Here is a 26285-nt window from a genome sequence, read left to right as displayed (position 1 = left end):
TCGACCTGTTCACAGGATAGGCGAGGCGCTAACCCCACCCAAATTCGTAACCTAACCGTTGATTACAGGAGCCTGTAGTGCAACGGGGGTAGCCTCACCGGCAGAAGCCAGGTCGAGGGGGAAGTTGTGAGCATTGCGCTCGTGCATCACTTCCATACCCAGGTTCGCCCGGTTGATCACATCCGCCCATGTGCCAATCACGCGACCCTGTGAGTCCAGAATCGACTGGTTGAAGTTGAACCCGTTCAGGTTGAACGCCATGGTGCTGATGCCCAGGGAGGTGAACCAGATACCAATCACAGGCCACGCACCCAAGAAGAAGTGCAGGCTGCGGCTGTTGTTGAAGCTGGCGTATTGGAAAATGAGACGACCGAAGTAGCCGTGGGCCGCCACGATGTTGTAGGTCTCTTCTTCTTGGCCAAACTTGTAGCCGTAGTTCTGAGACTCGGTCTCGGTGGTCTCACGCACCAGAGACGAGGTCACAAGCGAACCGTGCATGGCGGAGAACAGGGAGCCACCGAACACACCCGCTACACCCAACATGTGGAAGGGGTGCATCAAGATGTTGTGCTCAGCTTGGAACACCAGCATGAAGTTGAAGGTACCAGAGATACCCAGAGGCATGCCGTCAGAGAAGGAGCCTTGACCCAGAGGGTAGATGAGGAACACAGCGGTTGCAGCAGACACAGGAGCGCTGTAAGCGACGCAGATCCAGGGGCGCATGCCCAGACGGTAGGAGAGTTCCCACTGGCGACCCATGTAGCAGAAGACGCCGATGAGGAAGTGGAAAATGATTAGCTGGTAAGGGCCACCGTTGTACAGCCACTCATCGAGGGAAGCGGCTTCCCAGATGGGGTAGAAGTGCAGACCGATAGCGTTAGAGGAAGGCACAACCGCACCAGAGATGATGTTGTTGCCGTACATCAGAGAGCCAGCTACGGGCTCACGGATGCCGTCAATATCAACTGCAGGGGCAGCGATAAACGCAATGATGAAACAGGTGGTGGCAGCAAGCAGCGTGGGGATCATCAGTACGCCGAACCAGCCCACATACAGGCGGTTCTCGGTGCTGGTAATCCACTGACAAAACTGCTCCCAAGCGCCCGCACTATCGCGGGCGCGAAGAGAAGTAGTCATAGTAAGAGTCCAATGAATAACAACGAAAAATGGATGATGGATGCGCCGCTACAGATCCAAGTCCAGAAGTAAAAAAATATCTGCGGGAAGCTAAAGCCCCGATCTGGACTTTGTCGAGTGACCTATCCATATGCAGTGTAAAGTTTCTCTTTTCTAGAGAAAACCGTGATAAAAGAAAGTTTATTTCGTTGCACAAAAGTAAATAGTCCAAGTCCAGCTCGAAGTTGTAACGCCATCAAAGGCAAATTTCTACTGCTGGACTTGAATAAGCGTTAACTTAGCCCGGTGGCCAATCTAGGCTACACCCACCAAGCAGATGCAAGTGCAGATGGAAAACGGTTTGTCCACCATCATTGCCGGTGTTGATGACCACTCGATAACCGTTCTCGGTTAAACCTGCCTGATCGGCCACCTGCTTAACAGTTAGCAATAAATGGCCCAACAGTTCTTTATCTTCAGTGCTTGCATCCGACAAGTTTGGGATGGGCTTTTTGGGGATAACCAGAATGTGGGTAGGAGCTTGGGGCGTGATGTCGGTAAATGCGAGGCAGAGATCATCTTCGTAGACGATATTGGCTGGAATCTCTTTGCGGATGATTTTGCTGAAGATAGTGTCGCCACTCATGGGAAAATCTAGGCTAAAAGACGCCGCTATTGTCGCACGGGCCTGGGAGTGGTGGCGCATCACCTCAGCAAGGGCACAGGGGCGATGCGCCGAGATTAATGACAGACTTTCTGCTCCAGCGGTTTGACGGTGGGGGCGTGGAGAATTTTGCCGTCGCAGCTAAAGCGGGAGCCGTGGCAGGGGCAATCCCAGCTTTTCTCGGCCTGGTTCCAGGCGACGATGCAGCCGAGGTGGGGGCACACAGCAGAAACGGTGTGCAGCTGACCGTTGTCGTCGCGGTAGGCGGCAACTTTGGCCCCTTTGTGGGTGACAAGTTTGCCTTCCCCAGAGGTGACGCTATCGGTGGAGTCAAACAGGCCTTTGAAGCGATCGCCCACCCAGTGCGATCCAACATCCAAATTTTGCTGAACTGAGGTCTTGGTGACCAAGGGCGTCGGACGGGTGGCGTCGTAGAGATCTGCCCAGGGGTTCTCACGGCCCAAAATGCTGTCTGTCAGCACCATGCCGGCGATCGCTGACTTGGTCATGCCCCAGAGGCTAAACCCGGTGGCGACGTAGGTGTGCTGATGGGCCAGGGTGAGCTTGCCGATGTAGGGCAGCTTGTCGAAGGATTTATAGTCTTGGCTTGACCAGCGATAAGCGGGTTCGACCCCGAAGTGGTTGCGCAGAAAGTCTTCTAAACACTGGTAGCGTTCGTCGGTGGCGTCGTCTTGGCCGACTTTGTGGCCCTCACCGCCGACCAGCAGCAGCAGCCCGCCGTCGTCTGTAGGAGCGGTGCGAATGGAGCGGTAGCCTTCGCCGACGCCAATGTACATGCCCTGGGGAGCACGGTTAGCGTCGATGTGCCCCCCAACCAGGTAAGACCGCTGGGGATAGCTCTTGGCAAAGAAAAGCCCAATATCCAGAATGGACGGGTTGGTGGCAACTACCACGTCTTGAGCGATGACCGTCGGCCCATTTTGGGTGATTACGCGGCCAGGGCCGTCATCTTTGACGGTGTCTACTCGGGTTTGCTCAAAGACGTGGCTACCGTTGCCGGGCAGGGTGGCCGCGATCGCCAGCATGAACTTGCGCGGGTGAAACTGCGCCTGCCCAGGCAGCATGATGGCTCCAGTGACCGATAGTGGCAGGTCTACGCTCTCGACAAATCTGGCCGGTAGTCCAATGGCCAAGGCGGCTTCGACTTCGTCTTTGATCTGTTCTAGCCCGGCCTGATCGGTGGCGAAGGTGTAATTAGCCTTACGTTCAAAGTTGCAGTCAATGTTTTCAGCGGCGATTAACTCGGCTAGGCAGGCGATCGCGGCCTGGTTCGACTCTCCGTAGAGCTGGGCTTTCTCGGTGCCGTGCTGGTCAATTAAATCCGCATAGATCAGCTGTTGTAGGGCAGATACTTTGGCGGTGGTGTGGCCCGAGGTGCCTTGCCCGATGCGATCGGCCTCAATCAGCGCCACGGTCTTCCCAGCCTGCTTGAGCAGCTTGGCGGTCATCACCCCAGCTAGCCCACCGCCCACTATGGCAACATCTACCGTTACATCCTGACTCAGGGCCGGGTAGGTAGAAGGCAAGGTCGAATCAATCCAGTAAGAAATATGCCTTCCGGTGAGAGTCATGGCAGAAAACCTGGATTGGGGAGATTACTGATCTTCTTAAACTTCGCTGTTACATCCCTCATTCTCAAGGTGTGGATCAGACTGCACCTTTCAATAGATGACCCTGTCCTTCGGCCGAGATAATCGGAAGCGCATGACGAATAAGCAACCCACCGCTAAAACGCCTGCCGCAGCTGCACTAGCAGCACCCGCAACTGCTCCAGATTGTCCCCATCTAAATGATCAAAGCGCTCTTTGAGGTGAGCAATATGGGCTGGAAACACGTCCTCAAAGACACGGTTTCCCTCGGGCGTTAGCTGCACAATGACGCTGCGGCGATTGTCTGCGGGGGTCGATCGCTGAACTAGCTGCTTCTGCACTAGGCGATCGATCACCCCGGTCAGAGTGCCCTTGGTAATCAGCGTTTTTTCGCCAATGTCGCCCATGGTCATGCCCTGGGTGTTACCCAGGGTAGCAATCACATCAAACTGGGCAGGAGTCAGGTTAAACTGCCGCACATGGGCGTCGGAGTAAGCCGAAAACGCCTGGTAGGCCCGCGCCAGCTCTCGCATCACCGCAATAAAAGGCTCCTGGGCGGCTTTAGCAGGGGAAGCAGAGGCCATTAGCAGCAACCCTTACAGTTCTAGTTAGATTAATTCTAACCTTGAGCATTCTCTGAGCTGTGGTCGGGGCCAAAGTACTGGGGCACAAAGTTGCCGTGCAGGCCATAGGGCACATGGTGGGGTAGCTTGAGCCGGGCCACAGGGCCAGCGGCAATGGCGCGCCCCTCTAAAATCACCAGGTCAGAGCAGCGACGCTCGGCGTTATACATCAACACCAGCACCCAGCCGTCATCTTCCCCCTGGCCCTGCGGACGCGGCACAAACAAAGGCTCGCCCATAAACCCGCGCGGGGCAGCGCTCCATAGCTGGGTTTCACCGGTGTGGGTGTCAAGCTTGAGCAGGGCTTGCAGCGGTGCGTTGCCCTCAGACCCATGGGCTGTTCCTATAAATAGATGTTGGTAGGGCCGACCCACAGCGTCGGGGTGCAGGGTGGGAAACTCCACACAGCGGGAAGCCAGCGTGTCGACCTGGGTGGTACCTGCTGCTACATCCACCGTAAAGCGCCAGAGCTGCCCAGCCGGAACATGGTCAAAGTCAACCTCAAGGTAGTCGCTGCCGTCTAAAGACGGGAAATTTTCGTAGCAAACGGAGTCGATGGTCACCTGGCCGTCTTGTTCAAAGGCATTGGCATGGTGAAACACAAAGCAGGGGTCGGTCTCTATCACCTGCATGGGATCACCGTTGCGGGGCACCAGCAGAATTTTGGTGGGCTGCTTGGGGTTGAAGCTAATGCACTCTGCGGCCCCTTTAAAACCTAGCAAGAAGGGCAGTGGCCCAAAGCTCACCGGGTTTTGGAAGAAGATGGCGTAGTTGGGGGTAAGGGCAAAGTCGTGGATGAAAGCAAAGCCAGGAATACTATGGCTGTGCTGGCTGAGAGCATTGCCCTGGGCGTCGAGTTCGTAGAGGGTAATGGTGCTGGAAAGTCCGGTTTTAACTGAAAAACCCACCAGCCGCTGGTCGCCGTGGTGGCCAGGGTCAATTTTAGGATGGGCTGTGAAGGAGCCGCCGGGGGCAATCAGGCCATTCAGGTAGTCCAATCCCAGGGTGTCGAGGGTAGCGGGGTCTAGCCGATGGGGTTCGGCGGCTTCCCACAGGGCCAGCAGCTTGTCGGCCCAGTAAACTATGTTGGTGTTGGCGATGTTTTTAAGCTTGAGGTCAAAGGCATTGGCCAAGGGGCCACCGGGCTTTTGGGTGCCAAAGACGCCTTTATAGAGCGGTTTTTGAGCCTGCTGCTCGGCTACGTAGCCCTCCGTGCGCACAAAGCGGTTGCGAAAGTAGGCCCGCCCGTCCTGAATGGCGATGCTGCTGATCATGCCGTCGCCATCGAAGGGGTGCTTGACGCGGTGGCCATTGATCTCGAATAGGCCTGGGCCATTGCGAAACAGAGTGCCCTCTAGATCGGTAGGGATGGTGCCCTCAATATCGTCAATCCAGTAGCTGTATTCATGGGGTTGGGAGCGGTAGCCGCTGCCCCAGTCTTCGACGGAGAAGGTGGCGGCGGTGGAACGAGGTTGGGTCGCAGTCATGGTGGAGTAGTTAGAAAAGTAAAGGAGATGGAGAAGATAAGGCGGTAGAGCTGGGGAAAAAACTGTGGAAAACTCTAGGGTTCATTCGCGAAACGATGCAACAGGGCTATCGGTCACTCTCGCTTCGCGTAGCGTTCCGGTCCGGAATCGCCCACGGTTACTGGGTGCTCAGTTACATGGGTTGAGAATAAACTTGTTGAACCCATGGGCGTATCTGCCGGGGGAAGACTTTCGCCATTGTCTTCGTCGCGATCGCCAACTCCCTGGGAAGAGGTGTTGGGCAGCAAAAACAGCAGGGGCAAAGGCAGCAGCGTGGTGAGATTAGTGATTAGCACCAGCTCCCAAAGGTTGTCGAAGTTGGTCTCTGTGACGCTGAGCCAGTGGGTCAGCACCGCTCCCAGTTCGTGGGAGAGCAGCCCGGCTAGGTTGACCACCGACATCAGCAGCGCAAACAGGGTGGCCTCTACGCCGGGGGGACAGAGCCGCGCTGAGAGCACCAACACTGGCATGAAGGCAATTTCGCCCATCACGGTGAGCACTAAACTGTCGCCGAGGCTAAACCACTCATCACCAATGCCCAAGTTGCGGTTTGCGTGGGTGACCAGCAGCAGCATGCTCATGCCGAGCACACTAGAAAGCACCGTAGACCAGGCAAAAATAGTGCGAAAGGGCACCGTGCGCAAAAACCGCTGAAAGACCCAGATGCCTAGGAGGGCGGCCAGACTGGTGACCAACCGCACCCGACCCAAAAACTCGGGTTGAAAGCCTAAGTCATTGGTCGTGAAGAAAAAGAAGGCGGCATCGGCGGTAGGAGTAGCCTGCCAAAGAAATAGGAATAGCGCAGGCATCCAGATCGCCCGCTGACGCACGGCCTGCCAAAGCTGTTTGACCTGGTTGTTCACTACTGCCCAGCTAGGAGAATCGGCTGGGTCTTCGATAATGAGCACCGCGACTAGCGACACAATCAGCGGGAATGTGGCGGTAATGCCAAATACGGCGCGGGTGCTGATGTGCTGAAGCAGTGCCCCGCCCAAGTAGGCGGTGAGAATGCCCCCTACCGCCGAGGTGCCCCAGGCGAGGGATTGCAGCGTACCAGAGTTGCCCAGGGATTCGCCCCGAGCCCGCTCTACCACGAGAGAATCCACAATTACGTCGCCAACGGCAACGGAGAGGGAGCTGAGGGTGATCGCTGCGATCGCAGCCCACCCCGTCTGCACCACCGTGGCTAGCGCTAGCCAAGCTCCCGCGCCCAACAGCCCAGAGAGAATGAGATAGGGCCGCCGTCGGTAGCCAAAAATCGGCAGTCCATCTGACAGCAGGCCAAACACAGGCTTGATCGTCCAGGGCAGAGTGGCGATACCGCTGAGGGCAGCGACCTCCGCAGGGGTGAGGCCCAGGTCGTCTTTGAGAAAAAAGCTCACCGCTAGCCGCGCTAGGCCCAAGATGCCCTGTACGAAGTACACCAGCAAAATGGCGGCCAGTTCTGAGGTTAGGGGCTGGCCAAGCAGAAGGCGCTGCTCCACGAAACCTTTGATGCCGCTAGAAGTGGGGGAAGAAGCCGTCATGCATTAATCAGTCTTGCTAAATAATCGTGCTGAAATTTGTTAAGAAATATCAATGGTTTTCCCATGATAACCCGCTGGCCGAGGGGGGGTAGAGCGGTGACCGTTCGTGCTAGGTCAATCGATAAGGGCAAAAGACCGACGTAGACGACCAACACAGAGGCAGGTGTGCCCTTCCTAAACGTTCGGCACGAACCTTTTGGTTGAGCACTAAACGGTACGGATGGGGCCTCAGAGTAATCTTGGTCAAGCAGTTTTTTAGGAGAATTGCTAGGGATGGGCTGTGAGGTCTAGCCTGATCATGCTGTCTATAAGCCTGTAGCACTAACGTCACACCGCCGTTTTGTCAGTTGGTAAAAATAGCTGATTTTCTGCAATATCTAGGAATTTAGAGCTAATATTTGCCCCGAGCTGCCGCTGGCCCTGAACCATTGACTCCCCTAGCGAATGCTGCAATAGTTGAGCGTAATTCTCGGGTACGCACCAAATCTGGGTCGATCAACGGGTTTTGCGAGATAGCATACGTCCGTTGTATCTATGGACTTGGTATATTTGCCTGGCCTCTCGTTCTTTGCCTCCCCGTCAAACGATGCAGTATTCAGTCACGCTTCTCGTTGCCGCACTGTTTGCTCTTAGCCCAGCCGTCCATCCAGAGCTGAGGAATTTGGCCCTCGCCCAGGTGGCCCAGAACCCGGACTTTTCGCTGCCCGAAACCGTGCCATCAGGAACTACCCTCTCGATTCAGAGTTCCCCAAACTTGGGCTTTGCAGCCGATGCCCTCAAGCAGGAGTTTGAGGCGGCCTACGACGGCGCTGAAGTGGGCGTGGAGCTGACCAACAGTGATGGGGCGATCGCGGCACTGATCGACGGCGACACTGACCTAGCGGCGATCGGGCGTCCCCTTACTGAAGAAGAGCAGGCGCAAGACTTAAATACGGTTGCCCTAGAGCGGGCCAAAATTGCCGTTATTATTGGCTCCGACAACCCCTTCGACGGCAGCCTAACGTTTGAGCAGTTCGCTGGCATGTTTCGTGGCGAAATTACCGACTGGGCTGAGGTCGGTGGAGAACCCGGCCCCATTCGCTTTGTCGATCGCCCTGAAGACAGCGACACTCGCCGTTCGCTCAGTCAGTACGACGTCTTTAGCGGTGCTTCGTTTGAGGCTGGTCCTACCACCGACACGGTGGCTGAAGATGACACGGCAGCGGTGATTCAGGCGTTGAATGACGATGGCGTTAGCTATGCGATCGCCCCCCATGTTACCGATCAGCCAGCGGTCAAAATCGTGCCCATGCACCAGACCCTACCCGACGACCCCCGCTATCCCTATTCGCAACCCCGCTACTTTGTCTATAAAGGTGAACCTAGCCCCGCAGTAGCCGCATTTTTGGGCTACGCCACCTCCTCAGCAGGGCTAGCAGCCCTAACCGCAGCTCAGGTTGCTGAGGTGGGAAACGTGGCGGCAGGGGTAACTGCTCCGGGCACCCCCGCTGCCGAAGAAACCCCAGCGGCGGCTCCCGCACCCGGTGTGCCAGACCCTGCTACCGAGGCTCCAGCCGAAGTGGCCCCGGTAGCCGACAACAATGCTGGATTTCCCTGGTGGTGGCTGCTGCCTTTAGCGGCTCTGGGTGGGTTAGCCTGGGCGATCGGTCGCAGCAGACGCGGTTTGGCACCAGGCCCTGGCACCCCTATAGTTGCGCCTCCCACCGCCGAACATCCTTTGCCAACACCAGTTGATCCTACCGTTGCGCCTCCCCCGATTGAACCAGTTGTGGTGTCGCCCGTGGCAGTAGATGAATCTATTGCATTAGATGAACTTATTCCAGTAGATGAGCCTATAGCCGCCGCTGTGCCAGAGGCGACCGCGCCAGTTGCAGTAGATGAAGTTAGTCCAGTAGATGAACTTATTCCAGTAGATGAGCCTATAGCCGCCGCTGTGCCAGAAGCGCCCGCGCCAGTTGTGGCTCCCCCTGAACCAGTCCCGGTCGTGCCGCCTGCACCTGAAGTCGTGCCGCCCGCGCCTGAGCCTGAAATTGTCACTGTCGATGAAGTGCCCCCGGCCCCCGAACCGGTAGTAGCACCTCCGGAGCCGAACCCGGCTATGCCCGCTGCTATTTCTATGGGACTCGGGGTCGCAGGCTTGGCTGCTGGGGCTGCCGCATCTTTGGCCAGCACCGAAGATCAGTCTGCCGTTGAGGCCAGCAAATACAACGTGATCGGTCGACCTGCTGAAGGCGAGTTGGATCTGTCTACTATTGATGACGGTCTGCCACCCCTGCCCAATGCCTATAGCGAAAGCCGCATTGTGCTAATGCCCCGCGACCCCCAATGGGCCTACGCTTACTGGGATACGCCCAATGCTCGCAAAGAAGAGCTGCGCCGTCAGGGGGGAGAACAGCTGGCTCTGCGACTGTATGACGTCACCGGCATCAGTTTAGATAATCAGGCTCCCCATAGCCTGCAACAGGTGGGCTGCGACGAGCTGGCCCGCGAGTGGTATATGCAGATTCCGGTGAGCGATCGCGACTACCAGGTCGAGATTGGCTACCTGACAGGCGATGGCCGCTGGCTGGTGCTGGCCCGCTCTAATACCATTCGCGTGCCTCCCGTTTACCCCTCCGACTGGACGGAAGAACATTTTCTCACTGTCATTTGGGACGAAAACCTGCGTGGCAAGACCATCATGACCCTAGTCGATCCTCGCATTGAGAGGGCTGATGTCGGTGGGCTGCACGCCCAGCTCTATGCCTTGGCCCAAGGCGGTGAAGCTTTGCGCGTTGATGGCTCTCTGTTTGGCTCGATGCAGCATGTGGCCGGGTCTATGGCACCCTCCATTAGCTCCTTTATCTTCCCGTCGGGGGCGGGTTTGGGCGCGGCAGCCATGATGCCTGGTCCGACAATGTCTGGGGTGCCGGGCTTTACCCTCTCTGGTTTCCCTGGGTCAATGGCAGAATTTCCTGGCCTGACGATGTCGGGTATTGGCAGTCTCTCCATGTCAGGGATTGCCGGTCTGACCATGTCTGGAGCAGGCTTTTCGGCTTCTGCGCCACCCATTCGGCCGCGCCAGTTTTGGCTAGTGGCCGATGCTGAACTGATCGTCTACGGCGCTACGGAACCCGACGCCACCTTAACGATCGCGGGTAACCCCATCAAACTCAACGAAGACGGCACCTTCCGGTTCCAGGTCTCCTTCCAGGATGGCACCCTTGAGTACCCGATCATGGCAGTGGCGGCAGATGGGGAACAGAACCGCAATATTCACATGACCTTTGAGCGCCAAACCCTCGATCGCAACACCAACACTAAAGACGAAGCCCAGGAAGAATGGCCGAATTCGTAGTCTTGGGGTGAATTTAGATTGGCTGGTAGGTAAGGGTGCAAGGTTTGGGGTCTAGGGTCTAGGGCTGCCCCTTAAACCTGAGACCTTGCACCTTGCACCCCCTAAAGCACCCGTCCGGAGGCGCTGCGGGGAAGGTATTTGCCCATGCCCGATCGCCCCAACCACTCATCCCCGTCCACAATACACTCGCCCCGCAGAAAGACCTTTTTGACTTTACCCGTGACCTCTCGCCCCTCAAACAGCGAGTAATCCACCAGCGAGTGGTGGGTGCTGGCGCTGAGGGTGTGGGTTTCGTTGGGGTCAAACAGCACCAGGTCGGCGTCGCTGCCGACGGCGATCGTGCCCTTCTGGGGAAAGAGGCCAAACATTTTGGCTGGGGCGGTAGCGGTGAGCTGCACAAAGCGATTGAGGTTGATGCGCCCGGCCCTTACCCCGCCGTCGTAGAGCAGCGTCAGGCGTAGTTCTACCCCAGGGGCTCCGTTAGGAATCCGGTTGAAATTGTCTTTACCGAATTGCTTTGACTTGAGAATACCGAGCGGATTTTCGTTCATGCAGAAGGGGCAGTGGTCGGTGGCCACCAGCTGAAGATCATCGAACTGGAGCCCGCGCCAGAGGGCGTGTTGGCAACTGTGATCCCTCAAGGGCGGAGTCATGACGTACTTTGCCGCTTCAAAGCCAGGGGCGTCGTACTCCGACTCATCCAGAAATAGGTAGTGAGGGCAGGTTTCGGCAAAGGCGTGAATGCCGCGATCGCGCGCCTCCACCACCGCCTCCAGTGCTTCCTTCGCCGACAGGTGCACAATGTACACTGGCACCTCCGCCAGCTCTGCAATGCGAATCACCCGATGGGCAGCTTCCCCTTCCATCAGGCTTGGGCGGGTGAGCTGGTGATACTTGGGGGAGGTGTTGCCCTGCTCCAGCGCTTCTTCGATCAGCGCTTGAATCACCACGCCATTCTCAGCGTGGAGGTTGACCATGCCGCCGTGATCGCCCGTTCGGCGCATGGTTCTAAAAATATCGGCGTCGTCGACCATCAGCACGCCAGGATAGGCCATGTAGAGCTTGAAGCTAGACACCCCATCGTTGTTGATTAGGTCGGGCAGCTCTGCCAAAGAACCAGGGTTGATGTCGGTGAGAATAACGTGAAAGGCATAGTCAACGCAGCACTGGGGCTCAGCCGCTGCCAGGCGTCTATCTAAAGCGGCCTTGGGGCTGTCGTTGTGGAACTGCTGGGCAAAGTCGATGATGGTGGTGGTGCCACCAAAGGCAGCCGAGCGAGTGCCCGTTTCAAATGTGTCGCAGGTATAGACATCGTTGCCCATGGGGGTCTCCATGTGCACATGGGCATCAATGCCGCCCGGCAGTACGAGCAGCCCAGTGGCATCGTGGCATTCAGCATTCTCCACTGAGAGCTGGCGGCCAATGGCCTCAATGCGGCCATCTTGAATGAGAATGTCACCCCGGTAGTCGTCTACCGCTGTGACAATGCGACCACCCTGAATCAATACCGATGTCATAGCAAGCCTTTGTAGCGAAACGGCTGGCCGATTGGCCTGGCTGCCCATCTCCCCTAAGGGGAGCGCAGCGTTGCTATGACTATAGTGAGCAACCTAACGCTTGCCCATTAAATAAATGTGCAGTTGTAGGTAGGAAGGTTCAAGGTTTAGGGTACGAGGAGCCGCCTTGAACCTTAGACCTTGCACCACAAACCCCCGGCCTAGTTGCGATAGTGCAGCTCTTCAAGCCAGGTGCGGAGCTCGTCGGCAGAAGCGTGGTCGATCGCCATCTGGGTAATGGGGTCGTAAGCATTCCACAGAGTTTGATCAGAGGTATCGCTAGCTTTCCACACGCGGGGTTCGGTGGTGGCTTCGAGGTGGGCCAGCAGGTTTTGCCAGAGGGCACCAAGTTGGGCAACTAGGCCGGTGGTGTTGCCATTGTTAATCGGCCAATAGCTGCTATTCATAGATAGATCTCCTTTAGGGTTGTGTCAGGGGTTTTCACCCACAATCTAAGAATAGATTTCTGTATCTAAAATTACAAAAACTTTCCGTCATGGTAGGTATGAACAACTTTCATAGCCGATCGCTTGCCAGAGCAACGGACATGCTCTCTATGTAGAATTGTCAAAGGCTGATATTTCCAAAAAAACAGTAGCGTATTATACAAATATCAATATAAATCGTTCATCTCTCCCTGATATTTCCGGGTGCATTCCCCCTCAGGCACCCCAGTTAGGAGACGGAAGTAGGGACACTCCCGAAGGAACGCGCCTCACTACGCATCGCTTCTAGGAGGCGACATTATGAAACTCACCTATCGCGGCAACAGCTACGACGCTCCATCTCAGCCCACACCCAAATTGGGCGAAACTATCGACACCGGCAACTATCGGGGTGCGCCAGTTGTGTTTGAGGCTTTGGCCGAACTGCCCGCTCAGCCCGCTGCCGATTTGACCTGGCGTGGCGTGCCCCACCGCACGGGTATTGCTGCTCCGGTGGCGGCGATTCCGGAACGGATCGCTTCGCGAATCGCCCCAGTCGTCATCGCCGCAGAGCTTCCGGCTGTTGCCGCCAGCCTCGTTGCCCCTGCGGTGGAATCTGAAGCTACACCTATCAACATTTCTGACCTGGCCCGCAACCTGTTTATTCGCCGTCACCAGCGCAGCCGTCGCCGCGAACAGGGCATGATGGTTCGCTTAGCGGCTGAGGTCGGCATCTCTGTAGAAGACGCGGCTCACTACGAAAGCCACATTCAAGGCAAAATGCCCCACGATTTCTCGGGCTACGATCGCGGCTCAGCTGCCATGAGCTAGCTTCGAGACGATACGGCAGATGGCCCGGCGCTCTGGCACCCCGGGCCATTTTTTTGTGCCAGGGCGTAAATCTCTACCCATGCTTGCTGGGTTAGCGGTTGGACAATAAGCTGGCAATTAAAACAGTCCGCTGCCGCCTGGGTTAGCGATGCCACGATTTTGGAGATGGCTAATCCCTGCCGCACGGCTAACTGGGCTTGACTCGCTGGTGGTGCTGGCGTTTGAAACACCTGCTGCCACAGCTCAGCATCGGTCGTGAGTCCCATTGAGCCGTGCTGGAGCAAGTGGGAGCCGCGCCGCAGTTGAGCGCTGCCGATCACCTTGATGCCTTGAGCATCGACCAAATCGGCACTGGTGGCCAGGGCAAAGCAGTTATGCGAACGGCTGTAATCCCGGCTTGGTTGCCCAAACGCTAGGGACACCCCCAGCTTTGCCCAGCCTGCAATTAAGAACTGGCACAGCAACCGATAGGCTTGGACACGGCTTCCGGCGATGTTTGAAGTCACTAGGGCATAGGTCAAATCGCCCTGGTGAAGCACCCCACGCCCACCGGTTGGCCGCTGCACCAGCTCCACCCGTTGCCCCTGCCAGACAAGCCCTTGCCAATGGTCAGGCATCTGCCGCCGCTGGCTCGCCCCTAGGGAAATCGCCGCCGGATTCCAGGTGTAGAACCGCAGGGTGGACGGATGCCCCTGGTGCAGATGCTGATCGAGCAGCCAGGCATCGATCGCCATCTGCACCGCACCGGGGGCGTCCAGCAGTGGAATCAGCCGCCAGGTCACCTGACTCAAGGCGCTTCCCCAGCGTGGTAGGAGCTGCGTACTAATGGCCCAGAACGCACGTGCTCAAAGCCGAGTTCTTGGGCGATTTCTCCTAACCGGGTGAACTCTTCAGGAGTCCAGTAGCGATCGACCGGACGGTGATCGAGCGAGGGGCGCATGTATTGGCCGATGGTGATGCGATCGCACCCCACCCGTCGCAAATCTTGCATCGCCTCAATCAATTCTGCCTCGGTTTCGCCGTGGCCCACCATCAGCCCCGATTTCGTCGGCACCATGGGGTCAAATTCCTTAACCAGCGATAAGACTCGGAGGGAGCGATCGTACTTAGCCCCGCGCCGCACCGGGTCTTGCAGCCGCCGTACGGTTTCCAGGTTGTGGTTGTAGCAGGTGGGCTTGGCAACCACTACGGTCTGAACACGATCGGCCTGCCCGGCTTCACGGGTCGGCCCACCCCAAAAGTCTGGAGTCAACACTTCGATTTCAGCCCCCGGATTCTCCTGGCGAATGGCGTGCATCACGGTGGCGAACCAGCTAGCCCCGTGGTCGGGCAAATCATCCCGTGCCACCGAAGTCAGCACTACGTAGCGCAGGCCAAGCAGGCGCACAGATTCGGCGACTTTGTGCGGTTCATGGGGGTCGAGGGTCATGGGTGCGTGGCCCTTTTCCACCTGACAAAACGAGCAGGCACGGGTGCACACCGACCCCATCAGCAAAAAGGTGGCGGTGCGGTTGGCGTAGCATTCGCCCCGGTTGGGGCAGCGGCCCTCTTCGCAAATGGTGTGAATCTGCCGCTCTTTGACAATGCGCTGCACCGCCGAAATCTCGCTGGCGTTGCCAATGGGGCGACGCAGCCAGTCGGGCATGCGCTCTAGCTCAGCTCTAAGCTGCTGCCGCGAATTGGTTGTAGAAGTCATGAGCCACCGTAGGGTGGGCACTGCCCACCAAATGCTTTGCTGCCAACAGAATTAAATCGCCCTACAAGCTTAGGGCAAACGACCGCTTGCCCCTACTGGATTCTATCGCGGGTAATTTCTACTGCCACCTGACCGGTGTAGTCGGGAATCGGTGGGGTGAGCTTGGTAACTTTGACCGTGACTCGTAGCAGACGCGAGTCAGAATCGAGCGCTAGGGTAGCGATCGCCCCCGCCAGCCGCTCAATGAGCACAAACTTGGCTTCACGAATGATTTGCTGGGCTCCGTTGATCACGGTGCGGTAGTCGTGGGTGTCGGTGAGGCGATCGCTCTGGGTAGCCTCAGCCAAATCTAAATACAGGGTGAGGTCGGCCTGAAACCATTGGCCTAGCACGTTCTCTTCGGGCAGCGCCCCCGTGTAGCCGTAGGCGCGAATATTGCTTAAGTGAATGGCATCCATAAAGTACGGAATTTTTGATTGAGAAATGAGCGCTGCCTCAGCTCCGCTCCCCTAAATATTTGGTGCAACATGCCAACTAAAACCCCCCTTATTTAAGAAGGGCAGGGGAGATCTCTGAGGAGACCGTTGAACCACTGCCCTCCCAACTCGGGGGGCGGGAGATTTGGAGATGTGTCTTACCGAACGGTGTTGATCTACTTGAGCCAACCTTTGAGGCGGGCAGCCACCTGGGGCCGCCGCAGCTTGCGCATAGCTTTGGTTTGAATCTGGCGCACCCGCTCTCGGGAGAGGTTAAAAATGCCGCCCACCTCTTCGAGGGTGTGGGTTTCGCCAGTAGCCAGCCCATAGCGCAGCGTAATGATATCTTTTTCGCGTTCGGTCAGCACCTCGCCCAGCACGCTGGTAATTTCCTGGCGCATCATGTTTTCGCTAATTTTAGACTCCGGCGTTTGGGTGCTGCTGTCTTCGAGCAGCTCCATCAATTCGGTGTCTTCGCCTTTGCCAACGCGGTGGTTTAATGAGAGCGATCGCCGCCGCACCTGCTGTAAACTTCTCAGTTGATCAACGGTCACATCGAGGGCATCGGCCAGTTCTTGCTCGCTGGGGTTACGCTGCAAATCGCGCCGCAGATCGCGGTGAGCTTTCTTAAGCTTGTTCAACTTTTCCACAATGTGGATCGGCAGGCGAATCGTGCGGGCATCGTTAGCGATGGTGCGAGTAATGCCCTGGCGAATCCACCAGTAGGCGTAGGTCGAAAATTTGTAGCCCTTGTCGGGATCAAATTTTTCGGTGGCGCGGTTTAATCCCAACGCTCCTTCCTGAATTAGATCGAGAAAAGGCACCCCCCGATTTAAATAGCGCTTAGCGATCGACACCACCAGTCGTAGATTAGAGCGAATCATTCTCCGCTTAGCAGTTCTACCTTCGTGGAGCTTTTGGGTAAACTCTGCCTCGCTGATCTTTAGTTTCTCAACTAGTTCTTGTCGGTTGGGTTTACGACCCAACTCTTTTTGCAGTTTTTCACTAGCAGATTCGACCTTAGATAAAAATCTTACCTGTCGGGCCAGCTCAATTTCTTCGCTCGGCTTCAGCAGTGGGTAGCGCGCCATCTCCTTAAAGAAAGCCCCAACGGCATCGTCGGTGATAGTCTTGCTGTAGCCCGACATCCCCATCTCTGACATGGCTTCCGACTGAGAAAATTTTGCCAGAACCTCCCGATCTTCGTCCCAGGCGGTGAGGTCTGGGGTGAGTTGGCTATCGGCAGCAGATACCTTTTCTGCCACTCGATTTAAGTCGGTGTCAAACCCATCCATGGGTTCGTCGGCCCACGCAATAGAACTGTCTCTGTCGGAGTTATATGTAGTAGCCATGGGGTAAATAAAACTGTATACCTACGGGTCGAAGCATGCAGATTGAAGGCATGTATTTTCGGAGTGCCCTGCCGGTGGCAACCCCTGACAAAACGCTTGATCCCGGAACTGGATCTTTAGGCTTATTTTGTGAGTCCACAATACGGATTTTTATGTGAATTCCCAGGCAATGTAACATTTCTTTGGCAACTTGCGTAGTGTAACAGCCAATCCAAAAAATGAACCGAAAATTTAAGGGTAACCTCAAATATTTTTTGCTATCCTCAGACACTTTGCCTTGATATTGATTGCCGTCTAGAGATGGAGACGGATATCTAGGGTCGAGGTCAGTTGCTGTTGACCTGGGGTTAGAGATCTAGATTTTTTCTCTTATATAATTTGTCGCTGTTTTCCACAGAATTTGCCTCTCTTTTCCACAGAACTTGGCCCTGTTTTCCACAGGAAGGGAAAAGTTTTCCACAGAGTTATATTCTGTGGAAAGCCAAAGGACTTGAGGATTGAAACCCAATCCCAACCCCAAGTCTGGCTGAGGAGAGTTATCTGTAGGGATGCTCCATCCCTATCTGGCTTGTGGATAAACGGTGTTGGGGCTGCTAACGCTGTTGATTACTCACGAATGGTGGATGGTGTTTGCCAGTGCCGTTGGCTAAAGTCGCGCAATCATGCCCCAAAGTTGGATGTCTGCGGTTGGTGGGATGATGTCAATCAGTCTTCAGTCAGCTAGTCAGACAACCTCTTACACTGGCAGAGGTAACGTAGGTGGTGTAAAACGCGTGGGCCTTGGTGAGAGTAAACCCCAGCCTCAGTGGGTCAACGTTTTAGTGGACTATGGCGGCCAGCCCGCAGAATATACCTACGCAGTGCCTGCTTCGCTAGAGGTGCAGGTGGGTGACATTCTAACGGTGCCCTTTCGTCACCAGAGCATCGGCGCGATCGCCCTTTCCCTGTCCCTAACTCCTCCAGCCAACTTGATGGCCCACCAGATTCGGGCGGTAGAGGGCATTGTTGAACAGCGGTTTTTTGCCCCGTCCTACTGGGTGTTGTTGCAGCGGGTAGCTCACTACTACCAGGTGCCGCTGATGCAGGTGCTCAAGACGGCGCTGCCGCCGGGGCTGCTAGCCAAATCCCAACGACGGCTGCGGTTGCGGTGCGATCGCCTGCCCCAGACCCTGCCTTTAGCGCCAGGGTTGAAGGAGCTAGTGGAGGATCTCCAGCGATCGTCTACAGGAGACTATACCTGGCCCTATCTCCAGCGGCGCGGCCACAGCTATCGCACCTTGCAACAGCTGATTCAGTTGGGCTGGGCCGAGTCCTACCTATCACCGCCTCAGCCGCCCCAGGCCAAGCGCCGCCAGGCCGTAACCCTGGTGGGTGGCGACACCCTACCCCCCGATCTGACGCCCCGTCAGCAAGACATCATGGCTACCCTACGCCGCCAGGGCGGCGATCTGTGGCTCAGCGATGCTCTGCAATTGTGCCAAACCACCAGTCCTACTCTGAAGCGATTGGCGCAGTTGGGCTGCTTGGTGATCGAGCCGCGCGAGCAACTGCGGACCGAAACCGGACCAGCGTTGCTGCCCGACCAGCCCAAGCCCCTCACCCACCACCAGGCTCAGGTGCTGACTCCTATTAATAGGAGTCAGCAGGGAAGTCAGTTTTTGCTGCATGGGGTAACGGGGTCAGGGAAGACCGAGGTGTATTTGCAGGCGATCGCCCCTCGCCTCGCCGCTGGGCAGTCGGCCCTGGTGCTGGTGCCCGAAATTGGCCTCACCCCCCAGCTCACCGATCGGTTTCGTCGTCGCTTTGGCGATCAGGTGTGGGTCTACCACAGCAACCTGGCCGATGGCGAACGCTACGACACCTGGCGGCAGAGCCTTAGGCCGTCTAAACCGCTGGTGATTGTTGGCACCCGTTCTGCCATCTTTATGCCCCTGCCCAACCTAGGCCTGATCATTCTCGATGAAGAACACGACAGCAGCTACAAGCAAGACGTGCCCCCCTGCTACCACGCCCGCACCGTCGCCCGCTGGCGAGCTGAGTTAGAAAATTGCCCCCTGGTGCTCGGTTCTGCTACGCCCTCCCTCGATACCTGGGTGCAGTGTCAGGGATTGGGCGAGGAGACATTAGACGCAGCGATACCAATAGATCGGGAAATGGCCGTATCCCCAACGAAGACGCTGGATACCTGCCAAATCCCCACTTTGACAGGCGTTGACACCTCGATTTCCTCCAGCCTTGAGGGGCTTGGGAAGCACCCTGCTTTAGCATCCAGTCAGACTATCCGCGCCGTTAACTCTCCACCAAAAGAATCCCTACCCTGGACATATCTTTCGTTGCCAGAGCGAGTGCAGGCCCAGCCGCTGCCCGCCGTAAACGTCGTGGATATGCGCGACGAGCTGCAGGATGGCAACCGCAGCATTCTCAGCCGATCGCTGCAAACCGCCCTGACCCAGATGAAAGCCGAGGGCAATCAGGGGTTATTGTTCATCCATCGGCGGGGGCACAGCAGTTTTGTGTCGTGCCGCAGCTGTGGCCATGTGATGATGTGCCCCCACTGCGATGTGTCGCTGTCGTACCACCAGCCTGGGGCAAATAGCGCCATGACCTTGCGCTGCCACTATTGCAACTACAGTCAAGGCCATCCTAAACACTGCCCGGCCTGTAGCTCACCCTACCTCAAGCACTTTGGCAGCGGCACCCAGCGGGTAGTCAGTGCCCTGGCCGAAACCTTTCCAGAGCTGAGCTGCATTCGCTTCGACAGCGACACGACCCGCACCAAAGGGGCTCATCGCGCCCTGCTCACCCGCTTTGCCGAAGGCGAAGCCGACCTACTGGTGGGCACCCAAATGCTGACCAAGGGCATCGATCTACCCCAGGTCACCCTGGTGGGCATCATCGCCGCTGACGGACTCCTATATATGAATGATTACTGGGCCAGCGAGCGAGCGCTGCAAATGCTAATTCAGGTGGCGGGGCGGGCGGGGCGCGGCACCCAGCCAGGGCAGGTCTTTTTGCAGACCTACACCCCCGACCATCCGGTGGTTGAAGCGGTTACCCACCATGCCTACGAAGGGTTTATCGCCGCTGAGTGGGCGCAGCGACAGTTGTTGCAGTACCCCCCCGCTGGGCAGATGGTGCTGCTGCGGCTCAGCAGTACCGACCCCAACGCAGTGCAGCAAACGGCTGAAATCCTCTCTCAGCATGTGAGTCAGCTGTTAGCCGGATCGTCTTATCAACTGCTGGGACCAGCCCCAGCGCCAATTCCGCGCGTGGCTCGCCGCTACCGTTGGCACCTGGTTGTTAAAGGCCCTCTGGATGAGCCTTTGCCTAACCTGCAAGAGCTGAAACAGTACTGCCCAGCCCAGGTGAGCCTCACTATTGATGTCGATCCGCTAAATTTGGCTTAAATTTAGTCTTTTAAGGATCCAAGGAACTATTTTTTGCCGGGAACATTGTTAGCATTGCTAACCCCTGTAACGACGAGTAAAGATCCATCAAACGCCTTTGTAGGCGCCTTGGGCTGTGATAGTTTAGATATATCGAAAACAACTGAATACCCCGCAAGCCTAACTCGGTTAACAGCCTTTACGAGCTGGTGCTTTAGTTAGTAACAAACTAAAATTCGCTCAAAACAATCTTTCTAGAGGTGGTCATTTTTGACCTTAACCTATCCTAAGTGCCGGTCAGGCAACGGATTGTAAAAAGCAACTGTAGTTTAGCGAAATTGCCCATTCCGTTGATTTTTTGTCCATTCTTGAGGTGTTTAACTCGGTTAAGCAGCTTATTCTAGCCACGGCAGCCCTTAAGCTTGTCTGGCCAACACGATGTAAAAGACTTAACGGAGAGTGGCCAAGATGGCCACTCTTCAGTTTTTTAAAGGGTATTGCTGCGATCGCCCTCCTCCTAAAATCTTCTAGAAATCGAAAGGCCCGAACCAAGTACCGTTCTTTCCCTAAAATTTTCCTGTCTCGCCATCATCAATGAGTTTATGAGTACAGGCCGTCAGACGTTTTGGCTAGCTTTAATCATTGGCAATAGCCGTTGGCATTGGGGTGCCTTTGCAGACGATGCTGACTCTCAGGGCGAGGGGCAAAGACAGAGCTTAGGCGATCGCTGGCTGCGGTCGTGGCACACCGTTCACCTATCAAAATCTCAGGTGAAAAAACTGTATCGGGGTCATTTTGCGCTCTCGGCCTGGCAGCAGGTGGGGGTTGAAACCGCCCTTCCCTCCAACACAGACAACGAGAGCAGACTGCCGGGGGAGCACCCAGAAATTTGGCTGGCTTCGGTCGTCGATGCCCCCCTAACCTGGCTGGAAGATTATCCCAACGTTCACTTAATCAAAACTGAACAGGTGCCGTTGCAAAACACCTACGCCACCCTAGGGGTAGATCGCGCTTTAGCTTTGGTGGGGGCAGGGAATATCTGGGGTTGGCCAGTACTGGTAATCGATTGCGGCACTGCTTTAACCTTTACCGCTGGGGTCGATCAACGTCTGCTCGGGGGCGCAATTTTGCCGGGGCTGCGATCGCAATTTCGCGCCCTCCATACCCATACCGATCGACTGCCAGCGCTAGATCTTACCTCTGGTTCCTGGCCCCAGCGCTGGGCTGCCGACACCGCCGAAGCTATGGCCAGCGGTGTTTTGCACACCCAACTGGCAGGCATTCGTGACTTTATTGCTGCTTGGGAAGCGGACTGGCCCAGCGGGGCTGTAGTGCTGACGGGGGGAGATAGCCTGGCCATCCACCACTACATAGCAAAACAGACCCCGTCCCTAGCCCAGCGGATCAACCACGATCCGGATCTGGGCTTTTGGGGCTTGAGGGTCTGTCGTCAGCAGCAGCTGAAAAACCTAACGCTATAAGCCTCTGATGCGGCTTCTATAGGCGTTGGCGTCAGTGCCAGCGCCAGCGTTAGAGTAGGTGCCAGCGCTGTTCATGCTTTGTAGGTTGCTTACCCGGTTGCCGGGGTTGGGATGGGTACTGAGAAACTCAGCGTTGGATCCGCCCTCTAGCTTCTGCATAAAACTAATAAAGCCTGAGGTGTCGTAGCCTGCCCGTCCCATGTTATGGAATCCTCGGCGATCGGCATCATACTCAGCCTCGCGACTGTTGGGTAGCTGAAGGGCTAGCTGTACCCCCAGGCCAACAAGAGCGTCTTGCCGCACCTCTAGGGCACCGGCAACACCGCTGGCCAGCGCCCGCTGTCGCATTTGGTTGATCGCGTGGCGACCGGTGATATGACCAATTTCGTGGGCCATGACTCCGGCTAGCTCAGCCTCGTTAGCCGCCGCCTTAATCAGTCCGGTCTGAATATAGACAAAGCCACCGGTAGTGGCAAAGGCGTTGACGCCTTCGTCGTCTACTACCTGAAACGTGTAGGGTAGGTTGGGGCGATCGCTGCTAGCGGCTAGCCGCTGACCAATATCATTGATGTAGCTATTGATTGTCGCGTTGCGGTTATAGACCCGCACCCCCTGGGCCTTGACCTGGCGGTCAATCTGGCTGCCTAGGTTAACTTCGTCCCGGTCAGACAGATTGCCCAGCTGCACATAGCGAATGCCCTGAAAAATCAGGTCAAAAATGCTGGCTTGGGAGGCCGTGGGGGTCGATAGGCCAATGGTGATCGCCATAACGGCGGCGAGTAGGCCATACAGCCCGCGGCGTAAAAAAGAATTTTTAGTTAGTTGCGTGAGAGGAGAAAGCATAGGAGTGCCCAAAGTACCGCTAGGTACAGAATTACATCCATTTTGCCCGGCTGAGAGTCTGACGACTACCGATAGTGGTCAGTAATAAATTTGGCCTCGCTATCCTATGAGCATTGGGGGCAGCTGCGATTCGCAGAGCGATCCGTTCCGGAATCGCGCGCGGTGCCAGCTCACGACCCAAACGAGCCACCCTGTGGTTCAATGGGATCGACATTCTCCTCTATTAAAACCATTCACCTTTTCCCTCTGCGAGGGCACCCCAGCCATGACCCTACTTGACGCTAAAGGCCGCCTGTTCGGCAAAGTCAGCATTCTAGATGTTGCGGCGGCGCTCATTATATTGATGGTGCTGTTTGGTATTTTTCTATATCCAGGTACCTCAGGGTCGGTGGCGCAGGTAGGGTCGACCACCAAGCCAGTGGAAGTAGACGTCATGGTGCGCGGTCTCACCTCCTCTGACCCCAAACGGCTGTTTGCAGCCATTAAAAATTCTGAAACCACTAACATCATCATTCGCAACCAGCCCTACGGCCAGGTCAAGATTAAAAATGCGGTGCTGCTGCCTCGCAGTACTACTGTGCCCCAGCCCGATGGCACAGTTAAAGCCCTGCCCGACCCTCGGCCCGAGCTGAACTACACGCTTGACATGCTCATCACTCTCGAAGACGATGCCCAAATTACTGATACCGGGCCAGTGTTTGGCAACAGCAAGGTCAAAGTGGGTACTCCGATTGAGCTAGACGGCGATCTCTACAATTTCAACGCCAGCACCGTAGATGTACGGATTTTAGAAAATAGCTAGATCAGCCTCTGCTCTACATTCTCAGTCCCCCCGCAGCGCCTAGACAAGACAGCCGAGGAGGCTCAGGCTGAGACGCGTCGCCTGGCACAAGTCTCAATTGGGATTCTGCGCCTGCTGGGTATTAGGGAAATAGCCGCTCCTAGCTCCAGAAAGCTATAGCCACCTAATCTGAGACAATAGAAGCCTCATTCTCTCAAACCACTCACCTCACCGCTATGACTGCCACTTCTACTGTGACTTCCCGCGTCAATTGGCAAACTCTGGCAGACCAGGCTTTGGCTGGTGAGGTGCTGAGTCGAGAGCAGGCCCTTGCTGTCCTTACCGCTCCTGACACGGAGCTGCTCGATCAGCTGGCGGCGGCCTACCGAGTGCGGCGACATTATTGGGGTAACCGAGTGCGGCTGCACTTCTTGCTCAATGCCCAGAGCGGCCTGTGCCCCGAAGACTGCCACTACTGCTCGCAGTCAAAAATTTCTGCGGCTGAGATCGAAAAGTACCCCTTCATGGCCCAGGAGAAAATTTTGGCGGCGGCTGAGCGGGCCAATACGCTAAAAGCCGGTACGTTTTGCATGGTGATTTCGGGGCGATCGCCCTCCGATCGCGTCTTTGGCGAAGTGCTCGACGCGGTGCGCCAGGTCAAAGAACGCTACCCCATGAAAATCTGTGCCTGTCTGGGCCTGCTCGACGAAACTCAAACCCAGCAGCTAGCAGCGGCGGGGGTAGATCGGGTGAACCACAATCTCAACACCAGCGAAGCTAACTACGGCGAGATCTGCACCACCCACACCTTTGATGACCGGGTGAATACCATTCAGGCGGTGCAGTCGGCAGGCATGACCACATGCTCGGGCGGTATCTTTGGCCTGGGCGAATCGAACGATGACATCATCGATATGGCCTTGGCTTTGCGGCGGCTTAAAGTGACCAGCGTGCCGCTGAATTTCCTAATTCCCATCGATGGCACGCCTTTTGAGGGACGTCACCAGCTCAACCCGCGCCAATGTTTGCGGATTTTGTGCCTCTACCGGCTGCTGCTGCCCTCCCAAGAAATTCGCATCGCTGGTGGGCGCGAAGTGCAGCTGCGGCAGCTTCAGCCTCTGGGGCTCTATACCGCTAACTCAATTTTTGTGGGCGATTACCTGACTACCCCTGGGCAAGCCGCCCAGACCGACTATGCCATGATTCGCGATGCTGGGTTTGTGCTAGAAGGCCCTGATGGCGAGGCACTTGATCTGCCCGAGGTAATCGCCAAAGTTCTTTAGTTTCTGCCTTTCTGTGGGGTGGGCACTGCCCACAATCTTCAATTGCGTAGACCAACTAAATCCTACTCAACTCAGCTGAGCACTGGCTGAGGTTGAGCATCTCAGCGCGACACCCAGTCGAGAGCATTGGCAAGCGGTGAGGCTGAGAAATCTTAGGCGGCCTGCGATCGCGTCACCAGATTCACCAAACTATCCACCAAGCGCTTGGGTTCCATGGGCATGATGTGCTCACCGTGCATCACGCTCTGGGTCATGATAAAAAATACCGTCGCGCCCAGCACCACCCGCGCTGTCGCCTCTGGATCGGGCAAGTCGAGTTCTGGGCAGCCCTTGAGGTAGTCGGTGAGCTGATCGGCGGCGGGCTTGGTGAGGTATTCCACAAAAGCCTGGGCGAGCTGTGGAAAACGGCCCGACTCGCCGGCTACTAGGCGCACAAAGTTTTGATAATCGAGGTCGTGGAGCTCGCTCTCAATGGCGTTAGTAATCAAGCGTCGGATCACCACCTCGGGACGACCCTCCAGGTTGCCGTCGCCCATTACCTGTTCACATCGGGCTTGGGCCACATACTGAATCAGCGCCCGAAACAGCCCCTCTTTGTCTTTGAAATAGTTGTAGACCGTGGGTTTAGAGACTCCGGCGGTGGTAGCTACTTTGTCCATGCTGGTGCCAGCGTAGCCATTTTGCAGAAACTCTTGCATTGCTCCCTGCAAAATTTGCACGGCTTTTTCATTCAGCACTGCCGGACTTTGAACCACGCGTTGCCACCTCTCTAACCCAATTGATTCATGTATAGCACCCGATCGCCGGGCGGTATAGCCACTCAGTCCCTGCGATCGCATTGAGCCAAGTCGCTGCTTACCCCAGAGCATCCCCTAGGAACCAAAGCAATAGAGTATCGCTCTATACACTCATTTTAGCGAGGCATTGACTAATTTTACCAAACCGTTTAGTTTGATTTTGTTGCCTCTGATGACTTTGGCAAATCGACCTATGCCGACGACAGAATCCAATCAGGATCTGGTGCTTCGTTTTTACAAAGCCTTTGACGATCGCACCATCGATCGTGCCCTGGATATGCTCGATCCTAACTTTGTTGCCCACCTGGCGGGAATGCCTGAGCCTCTGGATAGAGAGGGCTTTAATCAGTTTGGTCTTTCGTTTTATACGGCCTTTAGCCAGAGTCACCATAGGTTTGATGAAATTGTTGCGGCGGGCGATCGAGTTGTCACCTACGGCACGTTTACAGCTACCCATCTCGGCTCCTTTCAGGGTTTGCCGCCCACCGGCAGGCAGATCAGCCTTGCAGTTATGCACATTGACCGAGTAGAGAACGGCAGGATTGTTGAACACTGGGGCCATGGCGATGCTCTGGGGTTGATGCAGCAGCTTGGCGTTGTCTTTTTGCCCGGGCCTAAGCTGTTGCCCTATCTGCTGCGCGGTGCAGTCACTCGATGGTTTTAGTTAGTGCGCTAGTTCTCAACTGAGCTGAGGGCGATCGCCGCCAGGTCAGGATTTTGACCTCGTGAACCTGTAGGTGGCTGAGCTTTTCTTTGGGCCTTATACCTGGGCATGACCTATGCAAACTTGTCTCGATCGCGACTTTAAGTGGAACCGTCTAGCGTTTGTCCTGTTGGCCACGTTGATTCTTGCTGACACGGTCCCCCACCCTCAGCTAGGCCCAGGGCTGTTGCAAACTCTCTCGGTGCGAGTGCAGTCTTCTCCCCACAACGAACACTAGCAGGTTGGCAGGCTGACCCACTGTGGCTAAGATTC

Annotated in this window: 21 protein-coding genes, 2 pseudogenes and 1 riboswitch; of the genes and pseudogenes, 9 read left to right on the top strand and 14 right to left on the bottom strand. The window is 56.2% G+C overall.

The features are described 5' to 3' along the window. Window positions 1-51: 51 nt before the first annotated feature. The 6 genes from psbA to H6F57_RS14660 all read right to left on the bottom strand — a co-directional run bounded on the left by psbA (window position 52) and on the right by H6F57_RS14660 (window position 7065). A complete protein-coding gene (gene psbA / locus H6F57_RS14685) occupies window positions 52-1137 on the bottom strand; it encodes a photosystem II q(b) protein (RefSeq protein WP_190795014.1) in 1086 nt (361 codons plus the stop codon). A gap of 277 nt (window positions 1138-1414) precedes the next feature. Further along, window positions 1415-1762, bottom strand: coding sequence for a histidine triad nucleotide-binding protein (locus tag H6F57_RS14680; protein WP_190627276.1), 348 nt, complete (start codon window positions 1760-1762; stop codon window positions 1415-1417). A gap of 95 nt (window positions 1763-1857) precedes the next feature. Next, on the bottom strand, window positions 1858-3372 hold the full coding sequence (locus tag H6F57_RS14675; RefSeq protein WP_190627274.1) for an FAD-dependent oxidoreductase: 1515 nt from the start codon (window positions 3370-3372) through the stop codon (window positions 1858-1860). Window positions 3373-3527: 155 nt separating this feature from the next. After that, window positions 3528-3974: a MarR family transcriptional regulator gene (locus H6F57_RS14670; protein WP_190627272.1), complete on the bottom strand. Its 447-nt coding sequence runs from the start codon at window positions 3972-3974 to the stop codon at window positions 3528-3530. Between the two features lie 35 nt (window positions 3975-4009). After that, on the bottom strand, window positions 4010-5500 hold the full coding sequence (locus H6F57_RS14665; RefSeq protein ID WP_190627270.1) for a carotenoid oxygenase family protein: 1491 nt from the start codon (window positions 5498-5500) through the stop codon (window positions 4010-4012). A gap of 113 nt (window positions 5501-5613) precedes the next feature. After that, window positions 5614-7065 carry a folate/biopterin family MFS transporter gene (locus H6F57_RS14660; RefSeq protein WP_190627268.1) on the bottom strand — a complete coding sequence of 484 codons (1452 nt, stop codon included), beginning with the start codon at window positions 7063-7065 and terminating at the stop codon, window positions 5614-5616. Window positions 7066-7651: 586 nt separating this feature from the next. On the opposite strand from H6F57_RS14660, the pseudogene H6F57_RS27615 reads away from it, so the two are divergent. Further along, window positions 7652-8455 (top strand): annotated as a pseudogene (locus tag H6F57_RS27615) (substrate-binding domain-containing protein); the annotation flags it as partial. A gap of 783 nt (window positions 8456-9238) precedes the next feature. After that, a pseudogene (locus H6F57_RS27610) lies at window positions 9239-10402 on the top strand (DUF4912 domain-containing protein); the annotation flags it as partial. A gap of 101 nt (window positions 10403-10503) precedes the next feature. On the opposite strand, the gene hydA reads toward H6F57_RS27610, so the two are convergent. After that, window positions 10504-11919: a dihydropyrimidinase gene (gene hydA / locus H6F57_RS14650; protein WP_190627265.1), complete on the bottom strand. Its 1416-nt coding sequence runs from the start codon at window positions 11917-11919 to the stop codon at window positions 10504-10506. A 200-nt stretch (window positions 11920-12119) separates the two neighbouring features. Then, entirely contained in the window at window positions 12120-12365 is a 246-nt protein-coding gene (locus tag H6F57_RS14645) for a hypothetical protein (RefSeq protein ID WP_190627263.1), read from the bottom strand. A 215-nt stretch (window positions 12366-12580) separates the two neighbouring features. Further along, window positions 12581-12673: riboswitch (Glutamine riboswitch) on the top strand. A 31-nt stretch (window positions 12674-12704) separates the two neighbouring features. On the opposite strand from H6F57_RS14645, the gene H6F57_RS14640 reads away from it, so the two are divergent. After that, entirely contained in the window at window positions 12705-13214 is a 510-nt protein-coding gene (locus tag H6F57_RS14640) for a DUF4278 domain-containing protein (RefSeq protein WP_190627261.1), read from the top strand. Here H6F57_RS14640 and H6F57_RS14635 read toward each other — a convergent pair. From H6F57_RS14635 to H6F57_RS14620, 4 genes are all read right to left on the bottom strand, one after another. Next, window positions 13211-14005 carry a lipoate--protein ligase family protein gene (locus tag H6F57_RS14635; protein WP_199294758.1) on the bottom strand — a complete coding sequence of 265 codons (795 nt, stop codon included), beginning with the start codon at window positions 14003-14005 and terminating at the stop codon, window positions 13211-13213. The two genes, H6F57_RS14640 and H6F57_RS14635, sit on opposite strands and share 4 nt — an antisense overlap. Beyond that, on the bottom strand, window positions 14002-14910 hold the full coding sequence (gene lipA / locus H6F57_RS14630) for a lipoyl synthase (protein WP_190627259.1): 909 nt from the start codon (window positions 14908-14910) through the stop codon (window positions 14002-14004). The genes H6F57_RS14635 and lipA overlap by 4 nt, the downstream gene beginning before the upstream one ends. A 92-nt stretch (window positions 14911-15002) precedes the next feature. Beyond that, entirely contained in the window at window positions 15003-15368 is a 366-nt protein-coding gene (gene folB, locus H6F57_RS14625; RefSeq protein WP_190627256.1) for a dihydroneopterin aldolase, read from the bottom strand. Window positions 15369-15562: 194 nt separating this feature from the next. Further along, window positions 15563-16738 carry an RNA polymerase sigma factor, RpoD/SigA family gene (locus H6F57_RS14620; RefSeq protein WP_190627254.1) on the bottom strand — a complete coding sequence of 392 codons (1176 nt, stop codon included), beginning with the start codon at window positions 16736-16738 and terminating at the stop codon, window positions 15563-15565. A gap of 773 nt (window positions 16739-17511) precedes the next feature. Between H6F57_RS14620 and priA the strand changes: the two genes are divergently transcribed. Together priA and H6F57_RS14610 are read left to right on the top strand one after the other, a co-directional pair. Beyond that, entirely contained in the window at window positions 17512-20145 is a 2634-nt protein-coding gene (priA, locus tag H6F57_RS14615) for a primosomal protein N' (RefSeq protein WP_199289715.1), read from the top strand. 581 nt (window positions 20146-20726) lie between these two features. Further along, on the top strand, window positions 20727-21605 hold the full coding sequence (locus H6F57_RS14610) for a pantothenate kinase (protein ID WP_190627250.1): 879 nt from the start codon (window positions 20727-20729) through the stop codon (window positions 21603-21605). Here H6F57_RS14610 and H6F57_RS14605 read toward each other — a convergent pair. Continuing rightward, window positions 21600-22448 carry a M48 family metallopeptidase gene (locus H6F57_RS14605; protein WP_190627248.1) on the bottom strand — a complete coding sequence of 283 codons (849 nt, stop codon included), beginning with the start codon at window positions 22446-22448 and terminating at the stop codon, window positions 21600-21602. The two genes, H6F57_RS14610 and H6F57_RS14605, sit on opposite strands and share 6 nt — an antisense overlap. 265 nt (window positions 22449-22713) lie before the next feature. Here H6F57_RS14605 and H6F57_RS14600 point away from each other — a divergent pair, with 265 nt between their 5' ends. After that, entirely contained in the window at window positions 22714-23250 is a 537-nt protein-coding gene (locus H6F57_RS14600) for a DUF4330 domain-containing protein (RefSeq protein WP_190627246.1), read from the top strand. Window positions 23251-23465: 215 nt separating this feature from the next. Next, entirely contained in the window at window positions 23466-24512 is a 1047-nt protein-coding gene (gene bioB / locus H6F57_RS14595; protein ID WP_190627244.1) for a biotin synthase BioB, read from the top strand. 152 nt (window positions 24513-24664) lie between these two features. On the opposite strand, the gene H6F57_RS14590 is transcribed toward bioB, so the two are convergent. After that, on the bottom strand, window positions 24665-25267 hold the full coding sequence (locus H6F57_RS14590; protein WP_313933595.1) for a TetR/AcrR family transcriptional regulator: 603 nt from the start codon (window positions 25265-25267) through the stop codon (window positions 24665-24667). Window positions 25268-25502: 235 nt separating this feature from the next. On the opposite strand from H6F57_RS14590, the gene H6F57_RS14585 reads away from it, so the two are divergent. Both H6F57_RS14585 and H6F57_RS14580 read left to right on the top strand, forming a co-directional pair. Next, the gene (locus H6F57_RS14585; RefSeq protein ID WP_190627243.1) at window positions 25503-25973 is read left to right on the top strand and encodes an ester cyclase; all 471 of its coding nucleotides are present in this window, start codon (window positions 25503-25505) and stop codon (window positions 25971-25973) included. 115 nt (window positions 25974-26088) lie between these two features. Beyond that, the gene (locus tag H6F57_RS14580) at window positions 26089-26250 is read left to right on the top strand and encodes a hypothetical protein (protein ID WP_190627241.1); all 162 of its coding nucleotides are present in this window, start codon (window positions 26089-26091) and stop codon (window positions 26248-26250) included. Window positions 26251-26285 lie beyond the last annotated feature (35 nt).

The organism is Leptolyngbya sp. FACHB-60 (genome assembly GCF_014695775.1).
GTDB lineage: Bacteria > Cyanobacteriota > Cyanobacteriia > Phormidesmidales > Phormidesmidaceae > Nodosilinea.
The sequence above is the reverse complement of the archived record's forward strand: the minus strand, read 5'-3'. Positions and strand labels throughout refer to the sequence as shown.